This is a genomic window from Cytobacillus gottheilii, from assembly GCF_001636345.1.
Taxonomy (GTDB): domain Bacteria; phylum Bacillota; class Bacilli; order Bacillales; family Cytobacillaceae; genus Cytobacillus; species Cytobacillus gottheilii.
The window spans coordinates 2887814-2909024 of the sequence record NZ_KV440945.1 but is presented as its reverse complement, the minus strand read 5'-3'; the positions used below and the strand labels follow the sequence as shown (position 1 = coordinate 2909024).

General features: G+C 40.4%; 21 protein-coding genes and 1 other annotated feature (1 of these 22 only partly in view). Of the genes, 17 read left to right on the top strand and 4 right to left on the bottom strand.

The features are described from left to right. Nucleotides 1–81: a binding site (T-box leader), on the top strand (it extends 179 nt beyond the left edge of the window). 90 nt (nucleotides 82–171) lie between these two features. From ileS to pyrE, 14 genes are all read left to right on the top strand, one after another. Then, nucleotides 172–2943 (top strand): isoleucine--tRNA ligase, encoded by a 2772-nt coding sequence (gene ileS / locus A6754_RS14045; RefSeq protein ID WP_066446811.1) that lies wholly within the window; start codon nucleotides 172–174, stop codon nucleotides 2941–2943. Between the two features lie 877 nt (nucleotides 2944–3820). Further along, nucleotides 3821–4105 (top strand): hypothetical protein, encoded by a 285-nt coding sequence (locus A6754_RS14040; RefSeq protein ID WP_066446809.1) that lies wholly within the window; start codon nucleotides 3821–3823, stop codon nucleotides 4103–4105. A 76-nt stretch (nucleotides 4106–4181) separates the two neighbouring features. After that, complete coding sequence (gene lspA, locus A6754_RS14035) at nucleotides 4182–4676, top strand: signal peptidase II (RefSeq protein WP_066446807.1); 495 nt, start codon at nucleotides 4182–4184, stop codon at nucleotides 4674–4676. Then, nucleotides 4648–5559 carry an RluA family pseudouridine synthase gene (locus A6754_RS14030; RefSeq protein WP_066446805.1) on the top strand — a complete coding sequence of 304 codons (912 nt, stop codon included), beginning with the start codon at nucleotides 4648–4650 and terminating at the stop codon, nucleotides 5557–5559. The genes lspA and A6754_RS14030 overlap by 29 nt, the downstream gene beginning before the upstream one ends. Before the next feature lie 193 nt (nucleotides 5560–5752). Then, nucleotides 5753–6301, top strand: coding sequence for a bifunctional pyr operon transcriptional regulator/uracil phosphoribosyltransferase PyrR (pyrR, locus tag A6754_RS14025; RefSeq protein ID WP_066446802.1), 549 nt, complete (start codon nucleotides 5753–5755; stop codon nucleotides 6299–6301). Between the two features lie 153 nt (nucleotides 6302–6454). Then, nucleotides 6455–7753 (top strand): solute carrier family 23 protein, encoded by a 1299-nt coding sequence (locus A6754_RS14020; RefSeq protein ID WP_066446800.1) that lies wholly within the window; start codon nucleotides 6455–6457, stop codon nucleotides 7751–7753. A gap of 166 nt (nucleotides 7754–7919) precedes the next feature. Continuing rightward, nucleotides 7920–8861 (top strand): aspartate carbamoyltransferase catalytic subunit, encoded by a 942-nt coding sequence (locus tag A6754_RS14015; RefSeq protein ID WP_066446798.1) that lies wholly within the window; start codon nucleotides 7920–7922, stop codon nucleotides 8859–8861. Further along, nucleotides 8824–10110 carry a dihydroorotase gene (gene pyrC, locus A6754_RS14010; RefSeq protein WP_066446796.1) on the top strand — a complete coding sequence of 429 codons (1287 nt, stop codon included), beginning with the start codon at nucleotides 8824–8826 and terminating at the stop codon, nucleotides 10108–10110. Before A6754_RS14015 ends, pyrC begins: the two co-directional genes overlap by 38 nt. Continuing rightward, nucleotides 10107–11195, top strand: a complete 1089-nt coding sequence (locus A6754_RS14005; protein WP_066451647.1) for a carbamoyl phosphate synthase small subunit — start codon at nucleotides 10107–10109, stop codon at nucleotides 11193–11195. Before pyrC ends, A6754_RS14005 begins: the two co-directional genes overlap by 4 nt. Then, nucleotides 11192–14404: a carbamoyl-phosphate synthase large subunit gene (gene carB / locus A6754_RS14000; RefSeq protein WP_066446794.1), complete on the top strand. Its 3213-nt coding sequence runs from the start codon at nucleotides 11192–11194 to the stop codon at nucleotides 14402–14404. Before A6754_RS14005 ends, carB begins: the two co-directional genes overlap by 4 nt. Continuing rightward, the gene (locus A6754_RS13995) at nucleotides 14401–15183 is read left to right on the top strand and encodes a dihydroorotate dehydrogenase electron transfer subunit (RefSeq protein WP_066446791.1); all 783 of its coding nucleotides are present in this window, start codon (nucleotides 14401–14403) and stop codon (nucleotides 15181–15183) included. Before carB ends, A6754_RS13995 begins: the two co-directional genes overlap by 4 nt. Beyond that, nucleotides 15180–16121, top strand: a complete 942-nt coding sequence (locus A6754_RS13990) for a dihydroorotate dehydrogenase (protein WP_066446788.1) — start codon at nucleotides 15180–15182, stop codon at nucleotides 16119–16121. Before A6754_RS13995 ends, A6754_RS13990 begins: the two co-directional genes overlap by 4 nt. Continuing rightward, complete coding sequence (pyrF, locus tag A6754_RS13985; protein ID WP_066446786.1) at nucleotides 16093–16809, top strand: orotidine-5'-phosphate decarboxylase; 717 nt, start codon at nucleotides 16093–16095, stop codon at nucleotides 16807–16809. The genes A6754_RS13990 and pyrF overlap by 29 nt, the downstream gene beginning before the upstream one ends. Then, nucleotides 16806–17441 (top strand): orotate phosphoribosyltransferase, encoded by a 636-nt coding sequence (gene pyrE / locus A6754_RS13980; protein WP_066446783.1) that lies wholly within the window; start codon nucleotides 16806–16808, stop codon nucleotides 17439–17441. The genes pyrF and pyrE overlap by 4 nt, the downstream gene beginning before the upstream one ends. A gap of 221 nt (nucleotides 17442–17662) precedes the next feature. Here the strand turns inward: pyrE and A6754_RS13975 are convergent, their stop codons facing one another. From A6754_RS13975 to A6754_RS23010, 4 genes are all read right to left on the bottom strand, one after another. Further along, entirely contained in the window at nucleotides 17663–18178 is a 516-nt protein-coding gene (locus A6754_RS13975) for a GrpB family protein (RefSeq protein ID WP_066446781.1), read from the bottom strand. 113 nt (nucleotides 18179–18291) lie between these two features. Next, a complete protein-coding gene (locus A6754_RS13970) occupies nucleotides 18292–18669 on the bottom strand; it encodes a VOC family protein (protein WP_066446779.1) in 378 nt (125 codons plus the stop codon). A gap of 131 nt (nucleotides 18670–18800) precedes the next feature. Next, complete coding sequence (locus tag A6754_RS13965; RefSeq protein WP_066446777.1) at nucleotides 18801–19307, bottom strand: NUDIX domain-containing protein; 507 nt, start codon at nucleotides 19305–19307, stop codon at nucleotides 18801–18803. A gap of 132 nt (nucleotides 19308–19439) precedes the next feature. After that, nucleotides 19440–19583 (bottom strand): hypothetical protein, encoded by a 144-nt coding sequence (locus A6754_RS23010; protein WP_180320227.1) that lies wholly within the window; start codon nucleotides 19581–19583, stop codon nucleotides 19440–19442. A gap of 332 nt (nucleotides 19584–19915) precedes the next feature. Between A6754_RS23010 and A6754_RS23220 the strand changes: the two genes are divergently transcribed. From A6754_RS23220 to A6754_RS13955, 3 genes are read left to right on the top strand one after another with little or no spacing between them, the layout of a single operon-like run. Further along, on the top strand, nucleotides 19916–20080 hold the full coding sequence (locus tag A6754_RS23220; protein WP_257297856.1) for a DUF5662 family protein: 165 nt from the start codon (nucleotides 19916–19918) through the stop codon (nucleotides 20078–20080). Further along, nucleotides 20058–20369, top strand: a complete 312-nt coding sequence (locus A6754_RS13960; RefSeq protein ID WP_257297854.1) for a DUF5662 family protein — start codon at nucleotides 20058–20060, stop codon at nucleotides 20367–20369. Before A6754_RS23220 ends, A6754_RS13960 begins: the two co-directional genes overlap by 23 nt. Continuing rightward, a complete protein-coding gene (locus A6754_RS13955; protein WP_257297853.1) occupies nucleotides 20344–20985 on the top strand; it encodes an alpha/beta hydrolase in 642 nt (213 codons plus the stop codon). Before A6754_RS13960 ends, A6754_RS13955 begins: the two co-directional genes overlap by 26 nt. Nucleotides 20986–21211 lie beyond the last annotated feature (226 nt).

Here is a 21211-nt window from a genome sequence, read left to right as displayed (position 1 = left end):
AATGCTAATTGAGCGGATAGAGACTGTTTTCTCTGTCTACAAGGGTGGTACCGCGGGAATTAAAACCTTCTCGTCCCTTTATGGGATGAAAAGGTTTTTTTTGCGTTTCAGCGGATTTTTACCCCGAAAAAAGGTAATGATGGTCGATAGAGATGACAGGAGGAAACAGAGATGGAATTCAAAGATACATTATTAATGCCACAAACAGAATTTCCGATGCGCGGCAACTTGCCAAAGCGCGAACCGGAAGTGCAGGATAAATGGTCAGAAATGAACATTTATGAGAAGGTGCAGGAGCGCACAAAGGATCGTCCAATGTTTGTTCTTCACGATGGACCTCCATATGCAAACGGAGATATTCACATTGGTCATGCTTTAAATAAAATTTTAAAAGACTTTATTGTCCGTTTTAAATCAATGAACGGGTTTCATGCCCCATATGTGCCAGGCTGGGATACTCATGGTCTTCCAATTGAACAGGCGCTTACAAATAAAGGTGTAAAACGCAAGGAAATGACGGTTGCTGAATTCCGTAAGCTTTGTGAAGAATATGCATACGAACAAATTGACAGCCAGCGTGAGCAATTCAAGCGATTAGGTGTCAGAGGGGATTGGGAAAATCCTTATATCACACTAAAACCAGCATATGAAGCACAGCAAATTAAAGTATTTGGAGACATGGCCAAAAAAGGTTATATCTATAAAGGCAAAAAGCCAGTTTATTGGTCTCCTTCTTCAGAATCTGCACTTGCTGAAGCAGAAATTGAATATCAAGATAAGCGTTCTCCATCCATTTATGTGGCTTTCCCTGTAAAAGATGGTAAAGACGTTCTAGATGCTGACACGAAAATCATCATCTGGACAACGACTCCATGGACGATTCCTGCAAACTTGGGAATCTCTGTTCACCCAACATTAAATTATGTTGTTGTGGAAGCCAATGGAGATAAGTTTGTTATTGCAGAAGACTTATTATCATCTGTTGCAAGTGAGCTTGAATGGGAGCAGCATAATGTTGTTAAAACATTTAAAGGCGCCGAAATGGAAAACGTATTAGCGAAGCATCCTTTATATGGCCGTGATTCGCTCGTCATGCTTGGTGAACACGTTACGACTGATGCCGGAACAGGCTGTGTTCATACAGCTCCAGGACATGGGGAAGATGACTTTTATGTCGGCAGCAAATACGGCTTAGAAGTATTATGTCCTGTCGATGATAAAGGGAATATGACAGATGAAGCACCTGGTTTTGAAGGATTATTTTATGATCAGGCAAATAAACCAATTACTGAGAAACTGCAGGAAGCTGGCGCATTACTGAAGATCTCATTTATCACACACTCCTATCCGCATGATTGGAGAACAAAAAAGCCAGTTATTTTCCGTGCAACAGCCCAATGGTTTGCTTCAATTAAAGACTTTAGAAGTGAACTGCTTCAAGCGATTAATGATACTCAGTTTGTTCCAGCGTGGGGAGAAACTCGTTTATATAACATGGTCCGTGATCGCGGCGATTGGTGTATCTCCCGTCAGCGTGCATGGGGTGTGCCAATTCCAGTTTTTTATGCGGAAAATGGCGAAGAGATCATTACTGATGAAACAATCGACCATGTATCTGCATTATTTAGAGAGCATGGCTCAAATATCTGGTTTGAGAAAGAAGCAAAAGAATTGCTTCCTGAAGGATTTACTCATCCAGGAAGTCCGAATGGCCAATTTACAAAAGAAACAGATATTATGGATGTTTGGTTTGACTCAGGATCATCCCATCAGGCGGTTCTGCTTGAAAGAGAAGACCTGCAAAGACCAGCAGACCTTTATTTAGAAGGATCTGACCAATATCGCGGCTGGTTTAACTCTTCATTATCAACAGCTGTTGCTGTAACAGGCAAAGCACCATACAAAGGTGTATTGAGCCATGGATTTGTTCTGGATGGAGAAGGCAGAAAGATGAGTAAGTCTGTAGGAAATGTCGTTGTGCCAGCTAAAGTAATGAATCAGTTAGGTGCTGACATCCTCCGTTTATGGGTAGCATCTGTTGACTATCAGGCAGATGTCCGTGTTTCTGATCCTATTCTTAAGCAAGTCGCAGAAGTATATCGTAAAATCCGTAATACGTTCCGTTTCTTACTTGGAAATCTTGCTGATTTTGATCCGGCAAAAGATAAAGTAGCATATGAAAATCTTCGTGAAGTAGATCAATTTATGCTCGTGAAGCTGAACAAGCTAATTAAAAATTCAGTAACAGCTTATGACCGCTATGAATTTGCTTCCATCTACCATAGCATCAATAATTTCTGTACGTTAGATCTAAGTGCATTCTATCTTGATTTTGCTAAAGATGTTTTATATATCGAAGCAAAAGATCATGAAGATCGCCGTGCGATTCAAACTGTATTATATGAGAGCTTAATTGCGTTGACGAAGCTTACTGCGCCAATTCTTTCTCATACAGCAGATGAAGTGTGGAGCTTTATTCCAAATGTTCAGGAAGAAAGTGTTCAGTTAACTGATATGCCGGAATATGTTGATCTGCCAAATGCAGAATTGCTGGAGAAAAAATGGACGTCATTTATGAAACTGCGCGACGACGTATTAAAAGCGCTAGAAGAAGCTCGTAATGCGAAAGTAATCGGAAAATCATTAACAGCTAAAATTGCGTTATATGTGAACGATGAAGTAAAAGGATTGCTTGATTCCATCAGCGAAAACCTGCAGCAGCTCTTTATTGTTTCAGGCTTTGAAATTGCCGGCACATATGAAGAAGCGCCAGAAAATGCAGTTAAATTTGAGAACACAGCTATTGTTGTCTCAAAAGCAGAAGGCGAAACATGTGAACGCTGCTGGACGGTCACTCCAGAAGTGGGCCAAAACGAAGAATACCCTACACTTTGCACACGCTGTGCAGATGTTGTAAAAAACAACTATAGCCATTTGGCATAAATTAAACTAAACAGAGGCTGGTGCTCAGCCTTGAATTGGATCCGGATGATTAGGAAAACACCTTCTAATCATTCGGATTTTTTTATGTTTAAAATATTGGATGCAAACTTTGTTGTTATAACTGCTGAGTAAGAGCGCGCATCTCAGCTTCTTTTGTGCTGTAAATCAACAGACATAGTGCCTTCCAAGCAACGTGTGAAATACTTAACCTGTGAAATAAGCGGAAATCTTCCACTTAAATCACAAAATCATGGAAAAGGTGCAGAAATAGACGGAGAAATTCCGACTAACTACCTGAAAAACATGCAAATGGACGATTTTTTTCAAGATAGTCGGAAACCCGCCCCTTATTTTGAGCGAAAATAGCCCAATTCTCGAAATAAGGGTAAAATCTCCGCTTATTTCACAGGTTCCTCCCATTCAGGGCAGAAAGGAACATCAAAATAAGCGGAAAAATTCCGCTTAAATCGCAAAATCACGGAAAATGTGCAGAAATAGACGGAGAAATTCCGACTAACTACCTGAAAAACATGCAAATGGACGATTTTTTTCAAGATAGTCGGAAACCCTCCCCTTATTTTGCCCGAAAATAGCTCAATTCAGGAAATAAGGTTAAAATCTCCGCTTATTTCACAGGTTCCTCCCGCGAAAAGCATAGGTCTGCAGCAGCGTAAAGAAACGGACTACTTCTAAAACCCGCCTCTACAATAATGGTTTTTCAAATCGCAACTTTCTTAATTTAGTCAATATACATGTATCTTCTCTGTTGATTATTACCACCTCCGTCAAATGTTGTTCCTTATGTTAAATGTTTTCCCGTGTCATGCTCGAGCATGCGGAAAATAATATAAGAAACAAAATGAACGGAGGAAAAGATATGGATGCAAACATTAACGATCTTTATTCAGAACTCCGTAACACGAGACAAGAACTTTTAGAAAGGCTAATGAATGGTACCAGTAATCCGCTAATTAAACCTATCCTTCTTGAAGAATTGCACGATGTTGAAAGAACAATTGCAAAACTTGAACAAGGCAATTATGGCATGTGCGAGCTTTCGGGAGAACTTCTGCCAACAGAACTGCTAAAAGAAATTCCAACCCTCAAGTCAAAAGACGATTACACAAGCCTGGGGAAATTTTATCGAAAAGCACTCTTTTAAAGAATGCTTACTGTTGCTTTCAGGCTGTTTATGCTAAAATGCTAAGGTAACGATATGAATTGTGGAGGTTGCCTTTGTGTTTTATTACATAATTACAGTATTTGTCATTGCGCTTGATCAGCTGACAAAATGGCTGATTGTCAAAAATTTTGAGCTTGGTGAAAGTGTTGAAATTATTGAAGATTTTCTGTATATAACATCCCATCGCAATCCTGGTGCTGCTTGGGGCATACTGGAAGGGCAAATGTGGTTTTTCTATATCATAACCGTTATTGTCATCATAGGAATCGTTTATTACATGCAAAAAGCGGCAAAAGGAAACCATCTGTTAGGTGTTTCCTTAGCATTAATGCTTGGCGGAGCAATAGGAAATTTTATTGATCGGGTTTTACATCAGGAAGTTGTAGACTTTGTTAATACGTATATCTTTTCTTATGATTTCCCTATTTTTAATGTAGCTGATGCCGCATTATGTATTGGTGTTGGAATGTTAATGCTGCAAATGATCTTAGAGGAAATAGCAGCTAAGAAGGAGAAAAAAGATGGAAAAAGTGGAACACATCGTTCTTGAAGAACAAGTAGGAGAAAGAATTGATAAAGTTCTTTCAAATGTAAATGAAGAATGGTCCAGAACACAAGTACAGCAGTGGATTAAAGATAATTTGGTGCTTGTTAACGGGAAAACCATTAAAACAAATTATAAATGCAGCCTGAATGATCAGATTGAAATTTCATTGCCTGATCCTGAAGAGCTTGATATTGTAGCAGAGCAAATGGATCTGGAAATTTATTTTGAAGATTCGGATGTTCTTGTCGTTAATAAACCAAAAGGGATGGTTGTACATCCTGCGGCTGGCCATCAAACGGGAACACTTGTGAATGGATTAATGGCGCACTGTACAGATCTTTCTGGCATTAATGGCGTAATGCGTCCTGGAATTGTTCACAGAATTGATAAAGATACTTCTGGCCTTTTGATGGTTGCTAAAAATGATATGGCTCATGAAAGTCTTGTCAATCAGCTTGTTGAAAAAACGGTTACCCGTAAATACAAAGCGGTTGTGCATGGTTTAATTCCCCATGACCATGGAACGATTGATGCCCCAATTGCACGTGACCCTAAAGATCGTCAAAACATGGCGGTGGTCGATGAAGGCAAGCATGCTGTCACTCATTTCAGGGTACTCGAACGTTTTGAGAACTTCACTCTCGTTGAATGTCAGCTGGAAACAGGGAGAACACATCAAATTCGTGTTCACATGAAATATATTGGCTACCCGCTTGCAGGCGATCCGAAATATGGTCCAAGGAAAACGATTGATTTTAATGGACAAGTCCTGCATGCAGGTGTATTAGGGTTTGATCACCCCCGCACGGGTGAGTATATCGAGTTTGAAGCACCGCTTCCTGCAGATTATACTGAACTGCTTGATTCATTAAGAAATAACCGTTGACAAAATTCGATAGCTGCTATATGATAAACACAGTTGAATAGTCCTTTAAGACAGTCCCGTGAGGCTGAGAAGGAGTCGGATTAGGAAAATTGCACCCTAAATACGTGTGCAAGGATTCTGCAAATCTACCCTCTCGCCGTACAGTGAGAGGGTTTTTGTTTGGACAAAGATAAGACAAGATGGGGTGAATATAATGCCGCAAAAGGCAATTGTCTTAGATGAACAAGCGATCCGCAGAGCATTAACCAGAATTGCTCATGAAATAATTGAAAAAAATAAAGGGATCGAAGGCTGCATATTAATCGGGATCAAAACTCGAGGAATATACTTAGCTAACCGGCTTGCTAAAAGAATCGAAGAGATTGAAGGAGCACAAATTTCAGTTGGTGAATTGGATATCACATTATATCGTGATGATTTAACGAAGAAGACTGATAATGAAGAGCCGCTTATTAAAGGATCTTCTATTCCAATCGATATAAAAGATCAAAAGGTTATTCTTATAGACGATGTTTTATACACAGGCAGAACAGTGAGAGCTGCATTAGATGCACTTATTGACCTAGGCAGACCATCTTCCATTCAGCTGGCAGTGCTTGTTGACCGCGGTCATCGCGAGCTGCCGATCAGAGCTGACTTTGTCGGCAAGAATATCCCGACATCGAGCTTGGAGAAAATTGTCGTGGAACTAAAAGAAGTCGATGAAAGCGATCAAGTCAGCATATACGAAAACAACAATTAAAAATTTCATACCCTTTTTAAAAGCAGTCCCGTGAGGCTGACAAAGGGGAACCGGCAAGAGAATTGTCTTTCTTTTGCTGTGCTCTTATACCCTCTTTGCAGCCTAACGCAAAGAGGGTTTTTTACTTAAATGAATGTAAAGGGAGAGAGCCTTATGAGAAATCCAGTTCTAGATATTAAAGATAAACCATCACCATTTCAATGGCTTACACTTAGCTTACAGCACTTATTCGCTATGTTTGGTGCAACCGTACTTGTACCCATTTTAGTTGACTTAAGCCCAGCGATGGCCCTTATTTCAAGCGGTATAGGGACGCTGGCTTTCCTCTTAATCACTAAGTTTCAAGTACCAGCATATCTTGGCTCGTCTTTCGCCTTCATCATTCCTTTAACCACGGCTCATGAGATTGGCGGACCTGGCGCAGCGATGATCGGATCCTTCATAGCTGGTCTCGTATACGGCATAGTGGCTTTAATCATTAAAAAAGCAGGCTTCCGCTGGATTATGAATATTTTACCGCCAGTTGTTGTTGGTCCGGTGATTATCGTAATTGGTTTGGCTCTAGCAGGTACAGCAGTTGGCATGGCCATGAATAACCCTGCATCAGGAGAATACAGTCTGCTTCACTTCTCAGCAGCCATTGTAACTCTTGCAGCAACAATTTTGTTTTCAATCTTCGGCAAAGGCATGTTTGGAATGGTATCCATCCTTTTAGGAATCATCGTCGGATATCTATACTCAGTGATAATCGGCATTGTTGACTTCACAGGAGTAAGAGAAGCAGCTTGGATCGAGATGCCAGATTTTATTTTCCCGATCGTGCATTATGATATCAGCATTACTTCAACATTAATATTCCTGATGGCACCAGTAGCAATTGTGACAATTTCAGAGCATATCGGACATCAGCTTGTCCTTGGTAAGGTTGTAGGCAAGAACTATATAAAAGATCCAGGCTTACACCGCTCCATTTTAGGAGACGGAACAGCTACAATGATTTCCGCTTTAATTGGCGGACCGCCGAAAACGACGTATGGAGAAAACATTGGTGTGCTGGCGATTACAAAGGTTTACAGCGTATATGTTTTGGCTGGAGCAGCGGTATTCGCAATCCTATTCGGCTTCATCGGAAAAATAACTGCATTAATTTCATCCATTCCTTCTCCAGTAATGGGAGGCGTATCGATCCTGCTGTTCGGAATTATCGCTTCATCTGGTTTAAGACTGCTAGTTGACAGCAAAGTTGACTTTGGCAATAACCGCAACCTTGTCATCTCATCTGTCATCTTAGTTATAGGAATTGGCGGAGCACATATCGCCATTGGAAACTTTGAACTTGAAGGAATGGCACTTGCAGCAATCAGCGGTGTGTTATTAAACCTGATCCTTCCAGGCAGAGAGAAAATGGCGGATTTAGATGAAAACGAATCTCACAATGATGATGTGGCATAACGCCTTTTAAGAAGAGTCCAGAGAGGCTTACAAGGGTGTTGAAGCACATTAGGTATATCAGGGGAAGTATACCCGTATGCCTAAAACCTTCAACTCTTCAGCACCCTGACCAAAAATGTCAGGGTGCTTATTTTTATATCAAGAGGAACAGGAAGGGGTTATACCCATGGAAAATCATTTGCTGACCATGACGGAACTTTCAAATCATGAGATCGAAATCATTTTAGCTGACGCCCAGCACTTTATTGAGGGGGGAACATGGACACCTGCCAATAAAACCTTTGTGGCAAATTTGTTTTTTGAAAATAGCACAAGAACAAAATGCAGTTTTGAAGTAGCAGAACGCAGGCTAGGCCTTGATATCATACCCTTTGAAGTAAGCACTTCGAGTGTGTCAAAAGGTGAGTCACTATATGATACCGTGAAAACCTTAGAAGCGATCGGCGTCAATGCCGTCGTCATCCGCCATCAAGAAGATCGCTATTTTGATCAATTAACAGGTAAAACGGATGTAGCGATTTTAAATGGCGGCGACGGCTGCGGGCATCACCCTACACAATCATTGCTGGATCTCTTGACTATTAAGCAAGAATTCGGTGGATTTGCTGGTCTAAAGGTAGCAATTATCGGTGACATCCGTCATAGCCGAGTGGCAAGATCAAATGCAGAAAGCTTAACCAGATTAGGAGCAGAAGTGGTTTTTTCCGGACCGGAGTTTTGGTTTGATGAAGAGATGATGAAAGAGTGCAGCTACGAAAATATTGATGAGGCAATCGCAACGGCAGATGTAGTCATGCTGCTGAGAATTCAGCACGAAAGACATGCTGATCAAACAGGTATGACAGCAGAAGACTATCATTATGCATATGGATTAACGGTCGAGCGCGAGAAGCGCATGAAAAAAGGAAGCATCATTATGCATCCAGCACCCGTCAATCGCGACGTTGAGATTGCAGATTCTTTAGTAGAATGTGAACGCTCAAGAATCTTTAAGCAAATGAAAAACGGTGTATACATCCGAATGGCTGTTTTAAAAAGATCAATTGAAAATGGGAAAGGAAGTGCAAACTATGTCAATTCTAATCAAACATGCACAGTTGCTAACTAAAGAAGGAGAGCGCGAGCAGTCAGATGTGCTGATCAGAGATGGAAAGATTGCCGAAATCGCAAAAGAGATCAAGAGCGAAGCCGAGCAAACGATTGAAGCAAGCGGCCTAGTCCTATCCCCAGGTTTTATTGATTTGCATATCCACTTGCGCGAGCCTGGCGGTGAGCATAAAGAAACGATTGAAACAGGAACGAACGCTGCTGCTAGAGGCGGTTTTACAACTGTAGCAGCTATGCCAAATACGCGTCCGGTGCCAGACAGCAAGGAACAAATGGAATGGATGCAAAAAAGAATTGCTGAAAGTGCTGCCGTGAAGGTGCTGCCGTATGCATCGATAACAATAAGAGAAGCCGGAAAGGAATTAACCGATTTCCAAGCACTGAAGGAAGCTGGAGCATTTGCTTTTACAGATGATGGTGTTGGTGTTCAAACTGCCGGAATGATGTTAGAAGCAATGAAAAAGGCAGCTGCAGTCAACATGGCGATTGTGGCTCATTGCGAAGAAAATACCTTAATTAATAAAGGATCTGTCCACGAAGGGATTTTTTCTGAAAAAAATGGATTAAATGGCATTCCTTCTGTGTGTGAATCCGTACATATTGCAAGAGACGTTCTGCTCGCTGAAGCAGCGGATTGTCATTATCATGTTTGTCATATCAGTACAAAAGAGTCTGTCCGAGTAGTCAGAGATGCAAAGCGGGCAGGCATTAAAGTAACAGCGGAGGTAACTCCTCATCATCTTCTTCTGTGTGATGAAGATATTCCATCACTGGATACAAATTATAAAATGAATCCGCCGCTAAGGGGAGCAGAAGACCGTCAGGCACTTATTGAAGGGCTTTTGGACGGCACGATTGATTTTATCGCAACAGACCATGCCCCGCATACAAGCGAGGAAAAAGCTGAAAGCATGCAATTAGCACCATTTGGTATCGTAGGCTTGGAAACAGCGTTCCCGCTTCTATATACACACTTAGTTCAAAAAGGAATTCTATCCTTACAGCAGCTGATTGATTTTCTAACGAAAAAACCAGCTGAAACCTTTGGGTTAGCATCTGGCACGCTAGAAGCTGGAGCAGCAGCAGATCTTGTATTGCTGGATTTAGAACAAACTGAAGAGATCAATCCTGAAACCTTTTTATCAAAAGGAAGAAACACACCATTTTCTGGCTGGGAATGCACGGGCTATCCAGCGATGACGATTTCAGAAGGAAAAATTGTATGGGAAAGAGAGCGTGTGACATCATGAAAAGACAACTAATCTTAGAGGATGGAACGATTTTTATCGGAGAAGGCTTTGGCGGAGAACGAATGCTTAGCGGAGAGGTCGTTTTTAATACTGGAATGACAGGCTATCAGGAAATACTCTCGGACCCATCTTACTGTGGCCAGATTGTAACCTTAACATATCCTTTAATCGGAAACTATGGCATTAACCGCGATGATTTTGAAAGCATTAACCCTGCAATCAACGGGTTAATCGTCAAGGAAGCAGCTGACTTCCCATCCAACTGGCGGAATGAACGCTCACTGGACGATTTTCTAAAGCTGCGCAATATTCCTGGCATTTCAGGAATTGATACGAGAAAACTGACAAGAATCATCCGCAAATACGGCACATTAAAAGGAATTATCTGCAGAATAGAAGAAAATCCAGAAGATGTGATCGAAAAGCTCCGCTCCACTTCACTAAGAACAGACCAAGTGAAGCAGGTTTCTACCAAAACAGCTTATCCAAGTCCTGGCCGCGGCAGAAGAGTTGTGCTGGTGGATTACGGAATGAAGCACGGCATTTTGCGTGAATTGAACAACAGAGGCTGTGATGTGATTGTTGTTCCGTACCATACTACAGCTGAGGAAATCTTAAATCTTAGCCCTGATGGTGTCATGCTTTCTAACGGACCTGGAGATCCAAAGGATGTTCCGGAAGCAATCAGTATGATCCAAGGTTTGCTTGGCAAGGTTCCATTGTTTGGCATCTGTCTTGGACATCAATTATTTGCCCTTTCCTGTGGAGCGAATACAGAGAAAATGAAGTTCGGACACCGCGGCTCCAATCATCCGGTAAAAGATTTAGCGACAGGCAAGGTGGCACTGACTTCTCAAAACCACGGTTATACAGTGAACGAGACCTCTTTAGAGAATACAAGATTAGAAGTGACACATATTGCCTTAAATGATCGTACGATCGAAGGGTTAAAACATAAAGATTATCCGGCATTTACGGTCCAGTACCATCCAGAAGCTTCACCAGGACCAGAAGATGCAAATGGACTTTTTGAACAATTTCTAGCAATGATTGAATCTGACAAATTGGAAGGTGTAAACAAATGACAAAGCGTACAGATATAAAAAGCATTCTCGTCATCGGATCAGGCCCGATCGTAATCGGCCAGGCTGCAGAATTTGATTATGCAGGAACACAAGCATGTATTGCCTTAAAAGAAGAAGGCTACAAAGTTATTCTAGTAAACTCCAATCCTGCTACAATCATGACAGACACAGAAATAGCAGATGCCGTTTATATCGAACCGCTTACGCTTGAATTTGTAAGCCGAATTATCCGCAAAGAAAGACCAGATGCACTTGTGCCGACTTTAGGCGGACAGACAGGACTCAATTTAGCAGTCGAATTATCAAAATCCGGCGTGCTGGAAGAGTGTGGCGTTGAAATTCTCGGTACAAAGCTTACAGCAATTGAAAAAGCAGAGGACCGTGACCTTTTCAGAAACTTAATGCATGAACTGGGAGAGCCTGTCCCAGAGAGCGATATTATTCACAATCTCGAAGAAGCTTATACATTTGTCGAGCGTGTCGGATACCCTGTTATTGTCCGCCCAGCCTATACATTAGGCGGCACTGGCGGCGGAATTTGTCAGGATGAAGAAGAACTGATTGAAATTGTTACAAGCGGTTTAAAAAATAGTCCTGTAACACAGTGTTTGCTTGAAAAAAGTATTGCTGGCTACAAGGAAATTGAATATGAAGTAATGCGCGACTCAAATGATAATGCAATTGTCGTATGTAATATGGAAAACATTGATCCAGTCGGTGTTCATACAGGCGACTCAATCGTTGTTGCACCAAGCCAAACTTTAAGTGATAGAGAATATCAGCTCCTGCGCAATACGTCTTTAAAAATCATTCGTGCGCTTGAGATTGAAGGTGGCTGTAATGTGCAGCTTGCCCTAGATCCTTACAGCTTCAATTATTACATCATTGAAGTAAATCCAAGGGTAAGCCGTTCATCTGCACTTGCTTCAAAAGCTACAGGCTATCCAATTGCAAAGCTTGCTGCAAAAATTGCTGTTGGACTGACACTGGATGAAATGATGAATCCTGTTACAGGAAAAACATATGCAAGCTTTGAGCCAGCATTAGATTATGTGGTTTCAAAGATTCCACGCTGGCCATTTGATAAATTTGAATCGGCCAACCGCACACTGGGAACGCAAATGAAAGCAACAGGAGAGGTTATGGCAATCGGCCGCACGTTTGAGGAATCCCTGCTAAAAGCGATTCGCTCACTAGAGGCCAATGTATTTCATCTCGCTCTAAATGATGCAGACAGCATTGATGATGCCCTTTTAGAAAAACGGATTAGAAAAGCTGGTGACGAGCGCTTATTTTATATCGGTGAAGCATTAAAACGCGGAATCACAATTGAAACCATTCATGAGTGGTGTGAAATTGATCTGTTCTTCCTGCATAAATTTTCAAAAATCATTGCTTTTGAACAACAAGTAAAGGATCATCCATTCCAGTATGATACTGCGAAAAAAGCGAAGGAAATGGGCTTTGCCGATTCAGTGATCGCGAAGCTGTGGAATAGCACGGAACTTGATGTTTACGAGTGGAGAAAAGAACAGGATTTAATGCCGGTATACAAAATGGTTGATACATGTGCTGCTGAATTCGAATCAGAAACACCATATTACTACGGCACATATGAAGAAGAGAACGAATCGATTGTAACAGAGAAAAAGAGTGTCATTGTCTTAGGATCTGGTCCAATCCGCATCGGGCAGGGAATCGAGTTTGATTATTCAACCGTTCATGCTGTATGGGCGATTAAACAAGCAGGTTATGAAGCGATTATCATCAACAACAACCCAGAAACGGTTTCAACTGATTTCAGTATTTCAGATAAGCTATATTTTGAGCCGTTGACGATTGAAGATGTCATGCACATTATTGATCTTGAACAGCCAGAAGGTGTAGTCGTTCAATTCGGCGGTCAGACAGCCATTAACCTTGCCGATCAATTAGTGGCAAGAGGCGTGAAAATCTTAGGTACAACTCTTGAAAATATGGATCGTGCAGAGAACCGCGACAAGTTCGAACAAGCCTTAACAGAGCTGCAAATTCCGCAGCCAAAAGGAAAAACAGCAAAGTCGGTTGAGCAAGCGGTTCTGATCGCTTCTGAAATTGGCTATCCAGTGCTTGTAAGACCATCGTACGTTCTCGGCGGAAGAGCAATGGAGATCGTTTATAAAGAAGAAGAATTATTGCACTACATGAAAAACGCGGTAAAAGTAAATCCCGAGCATCCTGTGTTAATCGACCGCTACTTAACAGGCAAAGAAATCGAAGTGGATGCGATTTGTGATGGTGAAACAGTAGTAATCCCTGGAATTATGGAGCATATCGAAAGAGCCGGTGTGCACTCAGGCGACTCCATTGCTGTGTACCCGCCGCAAAATATCTCTGCAGCTGTGAAAGAAAAACTAATCACTTATACAGAAAAGCTTGCAAAGGGATTAGGCATTGTTGGACTGTTAAACATTCAATATGTTGTCGCAAAAGAAGAGGTCTATGTGCTTGAAGTCAATCCGCGTTCAAGCCGGACGGTTCCATTCTTAAGCAAAATAACAAATGTGCCAATGGCCAATCTAGCAACAAAAGTCATTCTGGGAGAATCATTAAAAGAACTAGGCTATTCAACTGGACTTGTACCAGAACGTTCAGGCGTATATGTAAAGGTTCCGGTCTTCTCTTTTGCAAAATTAAGACGTGTAGACATTACACTCGGACCTGAAATGAAATCAACCGGAGAGGTAATGGGTAAAGATACAACACTTGAAAAAGCATTGTATAAAGGCCTTGTTGCTTCCGGTATGAACATTCATAAGTTTGGTACAGTGTTAATGACAGTTGCAGACAAAGATAAGGAAGAGGCACTTCAGCTTGCGAAAAGATTTGTTTCAATCGGCTATAGAATCATGGCGACAAGCGGAACAGCTGAAGTGTTAGAAGCAAACGGCATCCCAGTTGATGTAACAGACAAAATTGGTTCTGAAGGTCCGAACCTGCTCGATGCCATCCGGAATGGCGGAGCGCAAATTGTCATTAACACGCTGACAAAAGGAAAGCAGCCGCAGCGTGATGGCTTCCGAATCCGCCGCGAGTCAGTTGAAAATGGGGTACCATGCTTAACTTCACTTGATACAGCTTCAGCGATTTTACAAGTAATTGAATCAATGAACTTTTCTGCAGAAGCAATGAGTCATCCAGAGGCAGGACAGGAGGCAGTGCTCGTATGATCAAACAGGAGCTATGCACGGTTGTCAGCCAATCTCAAATAGCAAAAGATATTTATGAGCTCACCCTTAGTGGTGAGCTTGTCCGCGAAATGAACGAACCAGGTCAATTTGTTCATTTGAAAACAGGCGGAGAATTCGGCCCACTGTTAAGAAGACCGATCAGTATTTCAAGCATCAGCAAGGACACTAGTGAATTTACAATGATTTACCGTGCAGAAGGCAAAGGAACGAAGCTTTTATCTGAAAGTAGTTCAGGAGATTTTGTAGATGTACTGGGCCCACTAGGGAACGGTTTTCCAGTCGAGGCGAGTGAGCAAGGAGATACTGTTCTGCTGGTTGGCGGCGGTATTGGTGTTCCTCCGCTTTATGAACTTTCAAAGCGTCTTACAGCTGCCGGCTTCACTGTCACACATATTTTAGGCTTTCAAAATAAAGAAGCAGTTTTCTATGAAGAGTATTTTAATAGTTTGGGTGAAACCTATATTGCAACGGCTGATGGAAGCTATGGAACAGCCGGATTTGTTACAGATGTTATAGCAAACGAGGGTGTAAAATTTGATATCCTATACGCTTGCGGACCAACTCCGATGCTAAGAGCTCTGGAAACTTCTTATGGAAAAAATAAAAAGGTTTACTTATCACTTGAGGAGCGGATGGGCTGCGGCATTGGCGCTTGCTTTGCTTGCGTTTGCCATACAGCAGATGATCCAACTGGCTACACATATAAAAAAGTCTGCAGTGACGGTCCCGTCTTTAAAGCAGGGGAGGTTGTTCTATGAAGTCATTAGAAATCAGCTTGCCAGGTCTTTTCTTGAAAAATCCGATCATGCCTGCATCCGGCTGCTTTGGTTTTGGCAGAGAATACAGCGGGTTATATGATTTAAATCAGCTTGGTGCGATCATGATCAAAGCAACAACCCTTGAACCGCGTTTTGGCAATCCAACTCCTCGTGTAGCAGAAACAACAGCAGGCATGCTCAACGCGATCGGACTGCAAAATCCGGGATTGGATAGAGTGCTGAATGAAGAACTGACTTGGCTTGAACAGTTTGATGTTCCGATTATTGCTAATGTTGCTGGTTCGCTGGAGGAGGATTATGTAGAAGTTGCAAAAGAAATATCGAAGGCGAAAAATGTGCATGCCCTCGAATTAAATATATCTTGTCCAAATGTGAAAACAGGCGGCATTGCCTTTGGTACGATCCCAGAGGTGGCGAAAAACTTAACAAAAAAGGTGAAGGAAGTTTCGGAAGTCCCTGTTTACGTCAAACTTTCCCCTAATGTGACGAACATTGTGGAGATGGCGAAAGCAGTTGAAGACGGCGGTGCTGACGGATTAACGATGATCAACACTTTATTGGGCATGCGTCTTGATCTGAAAACAGCTCAGCCGATTCTTGCCAATAAATCAGGAGGATTATCAGGTCCAGCTATTAAACCAGTTGCGATTCGAATGATTCATGATGTGAGCCAGCATGTATCACTGCCAATCATCGGCATGGGCGGAGTACAGAGTGCTGAAGATGTGATGGAATACTTTTATGCAGGTGCAAGTGCAGTAGCCGTTGGAACAGCCAACTTTGTCGATCCATTTGTATGTCCAAAGATCATTGAAGAACTTCCAGTATTGTTGCAGGAATTAGGATTTGATCATATTTCAGAATGTACAGGAAGGAGCTGGGGCAAACATGAAAAACTCGCTTATCATCGCGCTTGATTTTACAGGAAAAGAAGAAGTGAATAGTTTTCTTTCAAAGTTCAACGATGAACAGCTGTTTTTAAAAGTAGGGATGGAGCTTTTTTATCAGGAAGGGCCGAGGATTGTTCAGGAATTAAAAGAAAAAGGTCACCAGATTTTCCTGGATTTAAAGCTTCATGATATTCCGAACACAGTAGGAAAAGCGATGGAACGCCTTGCTCGTCTGCAGATCGATCTAGTGAATGTTCATGCTGCCGGCGGGAAGGAAATGATGGAGAGAGCACTTGCTGGTTTAGAGGCAGGTACGTTATCTGGCCAAAAACGTCCACACTTAATTGGAGTTACCCAGCTGACAAGTACATCTGAAGAACAAATGCAAAAAGAGCAGCTTATTTCAGCCACCTTGAAAGAATCTGTCTTACAATATGCAAGCCTTACGAAAGAAGCAGGCTTAGATGGAGTCGTATGCTCGGCATTTGAATCAGAGGAAATTAAAAAGCTGCTCGGAAGTGAATTCTTAACCGTAACTCCTGGTATCCGCACCGCAGCTGATGAACAGGGTGATCAAAAAAGAATCGCTACCCCTGCATTTGCAAAAGAAGCTGGTGCTTCAGCGATCGTTGTTGGCAGATCGATCACGAACGATCCTAATCCGCTTGAAAAATATAAACAAATGAAATCACAATGGGAGGGCGTACTACAATGAAAAAAGAAATTGCGCAAAGCTTACTGGATATTGGGGCCGTTGCTCTAAGTCCAAACGACCCATTTACTTGGTCTTCTGGACTGCGCTCGCCGATTTACTGTGATAACCGTTTAACATTATCTTATCCAGCAGTGCGCAAACAAATTGCAGCCGGCTTGAAACAAATCATTGAAGAACAATTCCCAGAAGCGGAATTAATCGCAGGCACAGCAACAGCAGGCATCCCGCACGCTGCCTGGGTAAGTGACCTGATGGATTTGCCAATGTGTTATGTGCGCTCAAAGGCAAAAGGACATGGTAAAGGCAAACAAATTGAAGGCAAAGCGACAGCCGGCCAAAAGGTCGTTGTGGTTGAAGACTTAATTTCAACTGGAGGCAGTGCAATTACGGCTGTCGAAGCATTGCGCGAAGAAGGACTTGAAGTGCTTGGTGTTGCTGCAATCTTTACATATGGACTGACAGCTGGCACAGAAAAGCTGGGTGCTGCTGGCGTAACTGCCCATGCATTAAGTGATTTTGAAACACTAGCAGAATTGGCCGAGGCAAAAGGTCATATTGAAGAAAAAGATGTGAACAGCCTGGCACAATGGAGAAAAGACCCGGAAGCTTGGGGGAAGGCTGTTCAGTCATAAGAAAGTTAATGCTTGTTAAGCAGTTCTGATAACGTGGGAATCTAAAAAGGCACCATAAATAACTTGCGATTTTGAAGGGCACATAACAAGGTAAATAACAATACAATTGTATACTAAAAGCTTGAGGGAACTTAGAAGCCTCAAGCTTTTCTTCTTCTTTGAGATAAGGGGGTTGTTTAACTGTAGCAAGTGTTAGTTTTAATAAGCGATCTTTATTTAATTTACATTTCCTTTATAGCTTTTTCGATAATAGTTTTAATAAACGGTTCTTTTTTCTTTGTATATGTTGGTCTATCGAACTTATATTTAGAAGCAAGTTCTTTTTTTAATGAAGCATATTCTTTAGCTGCATGGGGGTGTAACCTAAGATAATCTCGAAACAATATTTTTTCAATCCACTCACTACTGTTAATTTCACATATATGCAAATGACAAGTGCCTTGTCCCCATACTTCCTTCCTAAAAAACCTTCTTTCTTTAAACTCAGGTTTATCAACATATTCATATTCAATTTTACTTAGAGGAATAACAAAGTTGGATACTTCATCTAAATAATGTACTCCTACAATAATATCAATTATTGCTTTCGCTTCTAATCCCTTTATAGAAGTGCTTCCTATATGTTCAATCCCAACAACATTATCTCCTAAAACATCAACAATTCTTTTCTTCTCATATTCAAATTGTGTTTCCCAATTAAGATTATAATAACTAAGATTAACAATTGGTTTCGTCATATTGTTCCCACCTATAAAAAATACTTTTTTATCTCATTCTATAAAGCTTGCCCGTTTGTTACATAAGAAAAGCTGCATTATATGACAACCCTAAGTACATTTCTTCAAAATTCTCATTTGGATGTAATCCTTAAAAAATACCCATCCGGATCGGCAATTTTAAACCCTCTCATTTCCCAAGGATATTTTTCTATCTCAACTTCAATTGGGTAATTGTAATCCATACACCGTTGATAAACTGATTCTAATTCTTCAACAACAATAATGAATTCAAACCCTTTTCCTCTCATATCTCCCTTTACACCTTTATTAAAATAATGATCATCAGCTAAAATGGTTTCAGAGGTAAGTAATAATGAAAAACAATCATAATTGAAGCGGGCAGAACGTTCGCTTCTTCCATAGAGTTCTAATCCAATGATATTTTGATAAAAGCTTATAGATTTTTCAATATCCCTTATATACAATTCAACTCTAAAGAGCACACTCATATTACCGTTCCTCTCTTAAGTAAAGTCGCCTGGATTGGTAGGCGTTCTTAACCTTAAGCACCTGTTTGGTTAAGTGCAATACTTCATAACCTTTATTTTCACATATAATAAAAACTATTTTATCAGAAGAATTACTTTTCCCAATCCTCTAAAAGTCCCCAAGTAATAGTAGGATTTCCTTTTAGTGACCTCATTGAACCTACATACACATTTTCAGTAGATTTGCCTATTTCCTTGTAGTGTTTAACTATTTCAATAGTAGTGGCTGAGACATTTTTCCTTAAAATATCGTTATAGCCTACCCATGCTAATGAACCTTCATCACTCTCAATTAAGGTATTAATTTTTGATACATTTCCAAAGAAAATATATTGTAATCGAATTTCTTGATCTTCCTTTATTCTATGTACGATATATCTAAGTTTTAGATTTTCTATTAATTCCCTTTTCAATCCAGTTTCTTCCTCAATCTCTCGTAAACAAGCCTCTTGAGGTTCATTTATTTCATGACCTTCAATATGTCCGCCTATTGGGACTAAGAAACCTGCAAAGAAAGAGTCTTTTGACTTTTTTTGAAGAAACAAAACATCTTGATCTTCACTTAAAAGAAAAACGACAGCCATTTGTCTAAGTCTCAAATATGCAACCTCCTTTACTTTTTTAATACATATTCATATTCTATTTTTAAACTTCACATATCCTTCTTCATGTAACCTTTCCCCCTGTAGTTGAAGAAGATTGAGATCTCTATTGATACTAATTTAAGGTGTTTACTGAAATAAACCAAATATCCAAACTATCAAATACATTAGAACAGCAACAATTATCATCCCTGTAAGAAAATAGCTAATCGAACCTATAAAAAATTTAAAAATATCATATATAGCACCAGCTAAATCATCAACAAATTTCAATTATAAAGCCCCTCCCTAAGAGGATTTTTGTTAATTCAACAATAACATAATTTTCCTTTTTAGAAATATATTTTATACAGCCTATTTAATGGTCCTCGTCTTCAATTATCCTGTTACTTCACTTAAAGAACTGAATCATCTATATATAACTAGAAAATTATAACTTTACAATAAATGGATATGTTGCTATTATATCTAAAACTAAGAGAAGTGTGGTACATCAGTTGTTTTTGTTTTGTGAGAATATCTAGATTTAATACTTCGATTTTCAAACGGAAGTTAACGAAACTAAGGAGTGAAAAAATTAATTTAGAAAATAGCGGGAGGATCATATGTTCATTGCCTATTGGAAAAATTTCTTGTATACCCTTGATCACCAATTAAATGTGCTAGTGGAGTGCTGGAAGGAAGGTTTATACATTCAAGGCATAACTCATGATTTATCTAAATTTTCACCTAAAGAATTTTTTCCTTATGCTAAAAAATTCGGAAGATGAAATGAAGTGGAAATACGCTTGGCTGCACCATCAGCATAAAAATAAGCATCATGCTGAATATTGGGTTGTAGACCCGCAAAATAAAACAGCCTTGCCAATGCCTAAGAAATATCTCATTGAAATGGTCTGTGACTGGCGTTCGTTTTCCAGGAGATGGGGAAGAAAAGTGAAACCATCAACTGTAGATCCAAGCACCAGGCTCGTGCTGCATCCTGAATCCAGAAAAGAGTTAGAGATAATCTTGGAGAGAAAGAGAAAAGAAGATGCAGAATATCATGTTAGGAAGTGAAAATACAGTGAAAAATAAAAGGTTTCCTTTTAGATTAATAGAACAAAAAGGACAAACAACTAATTTGGTCATTGTTTTGCCTGGAGCAGGCTACACAACGCAAGCCCCGTTATTGCATTTTACTACTGGAATATTTTATTCAAAAGGGTTTGACGTACTGCATATAAACTATGGATTTAGCAGAGAAGAAATGGCCGAGCTAAACGCTGAAGATTTTACAAGAAATGTGTACCATTCAATTGAAGATGCCATTAAAGATAAAAATTATAGTCATTTTTATATAGTGGCGAAATCGATCGGAACTATTGCACTAAGCGGTCTGCTTCATAACCCGGTATTTCATCATGCAAAAGCAGTCTGGCTGACTCCGTTGCTGCAAAGAGATGATGTCTTTAATAGCATGGTAAATAGTGAACAAGAAGGACTTTGTATTATTGGGGATCGCGATCCTTGTTTTATAGAAGAACGATTTGAACTATTGAGGAAGAATAATAATCTAACATTAAGTTTGATTGGTGATGGGAATCACGCTTTAGAGATAGAAGGTCAACCCTTGAAATCTATTGATATATTAAAAAACGTGATGGCTGAGATTGATAGGTTTAGTGAGTTGTGATTAAGCAAACTGGTATGTAACGTTCTCTTCAAACACAGTTGCTTTGGTTGGATATTATTTATCTCATAAATAAGCGGAAGAATTCCGCTTAAATCGTAAAATCACTCAAATTTGGCTAAAATAGACGGAGGAATTCCGACTAACTAACATAAAAACGTGAAAATAGGCGATTTTATTCTAAATAACCGGAATATCTCCGCTTATTTTGTACGAAAATAGCTCGATT

Excerpts from the sequence above, each read along its gene's own strand:
- ileS (WP_066446811.1), top strand. The coding sequence starts at position 172 with ATGGAATTCAAAGATACATTATTAATGCCACAAACAGAATTTCCGATG.
- A6754_RS14040 (WP_066446809.1), top strand. The coding sequence starts at position 3,821 with ATGGATGCAAACATTAACGATCTTTATTCAGAACTCCGTAACACGAGA.
- A6754_RS14030 (WP_066446805.1), top strand. The coding sequence starts at position 4,648 with ATGGAAAAAGTGGAACACATCGTTCTTGAAGAACAAGTAGGAGAAAGA.
- pyrR (WP_066446802.1), top strand. The coding sequence starts at position 5,753 with ATGCCGCAAAAGGCAATTGTCTTAGATGAACAAGCGATCCGCAGAGCA.
- A6754_RS14020 (WP_066446800.1), top strand. The coding sequence starts at position 6,455 with ATGAGAAATCCAGTTCTAGATATTAAAGATAAACCATCACCATTTCAA.
- A6754_RS14015 (WP_066446798.1), top strand. The coding sequence starts at position 7,920 with ATGGAAAATCATTTGCTGACCATGACGGAACTTTCAAATCATGAGATC.
- pyrC (WP_066446796.1), top strand. The coding sequence starts at position 8,824 with ATGTCAATTCTAATCAAACATGCACAGTTGCTAACTAAAGAAGGAGAG.
- A6754_RS14005 (WP_066451647.1), top strand. The coding sequence starts at position 10,107 with ATGAAAAGACAACTAATCTTAGAGGATGGAACGATTTTTATCGGAGAA.
- carB (WP_066446794.1), top strand. The coding sequence starts at position 11,192 with ATGACAAAGCGTACAGATATAAAAAGCATTCTCGTCATCGGATCAGGC.
- A6754_RS13995 (WP_066446791.1), top strand. The coding sequence starts at position 14,401 with ATGATCAAACAGGAGCTATGCACGGTTGTCAGCCAATCTCAAATAGCA.
- A6754_RS13990 (WP_066446788.1), top strand. The coding sequence starts at position 15,180 with ATGAAGTCATTAGAAATCAGCTTGCCAGGTCTTTTCTTGAAAAATCCG.
- pyrF (WP_066446786.1), top strand. The coding sequence starts at position 16,093 with ATGAAAAACTCGCTTATCATCGCGCTTGATTTTACAGGAAAAGAAGAA.
- pyrE (WP_066446783.1), top strand. The coding sequence starts at position 16,806 with ATGAAAAAAGAAATTGCGCAAAGCTTACTGGATATTGGGGCCGTTGCT.
- A6754_RS13975 (WP_066446781.1), bottom strand. The coding sequence starts at position 18,178 with ATGACGAAACCAATTGTTAATCTTAGTTATTATAATCTTAATTGGGAA.
- A6754_RS13970 (WP_066446779.1), bottom strand. The coding sequence starts at position 18,669 with ATGAGTGTGCTCTTTAGAGTTGAATTGTATATAAGGGATATTGAAAAA.
- A6754_RS23220 (WP_257297856.1), top strand. The coding sequence starts at position 19,916 with ATGTTCATTGCCTATTGGAAAAATTTCTTGTATACCCTTGATCACCAA.
- A6754_RS13960 (WP_257297854.1), top strand. The coding sequence starts at position 20,058 with ATGCTAAAAAATTCGGAAGATGAAATGAAGTGGAAATACGCTTGGCTG.
- A6754_RS13955 (WP_257297853.1), top strand. The coding sequence starts at position 20,344 with ATGCAGAATATCATGTTAGGAAGTGAAAATACAGTGAAAAATAAAAGG.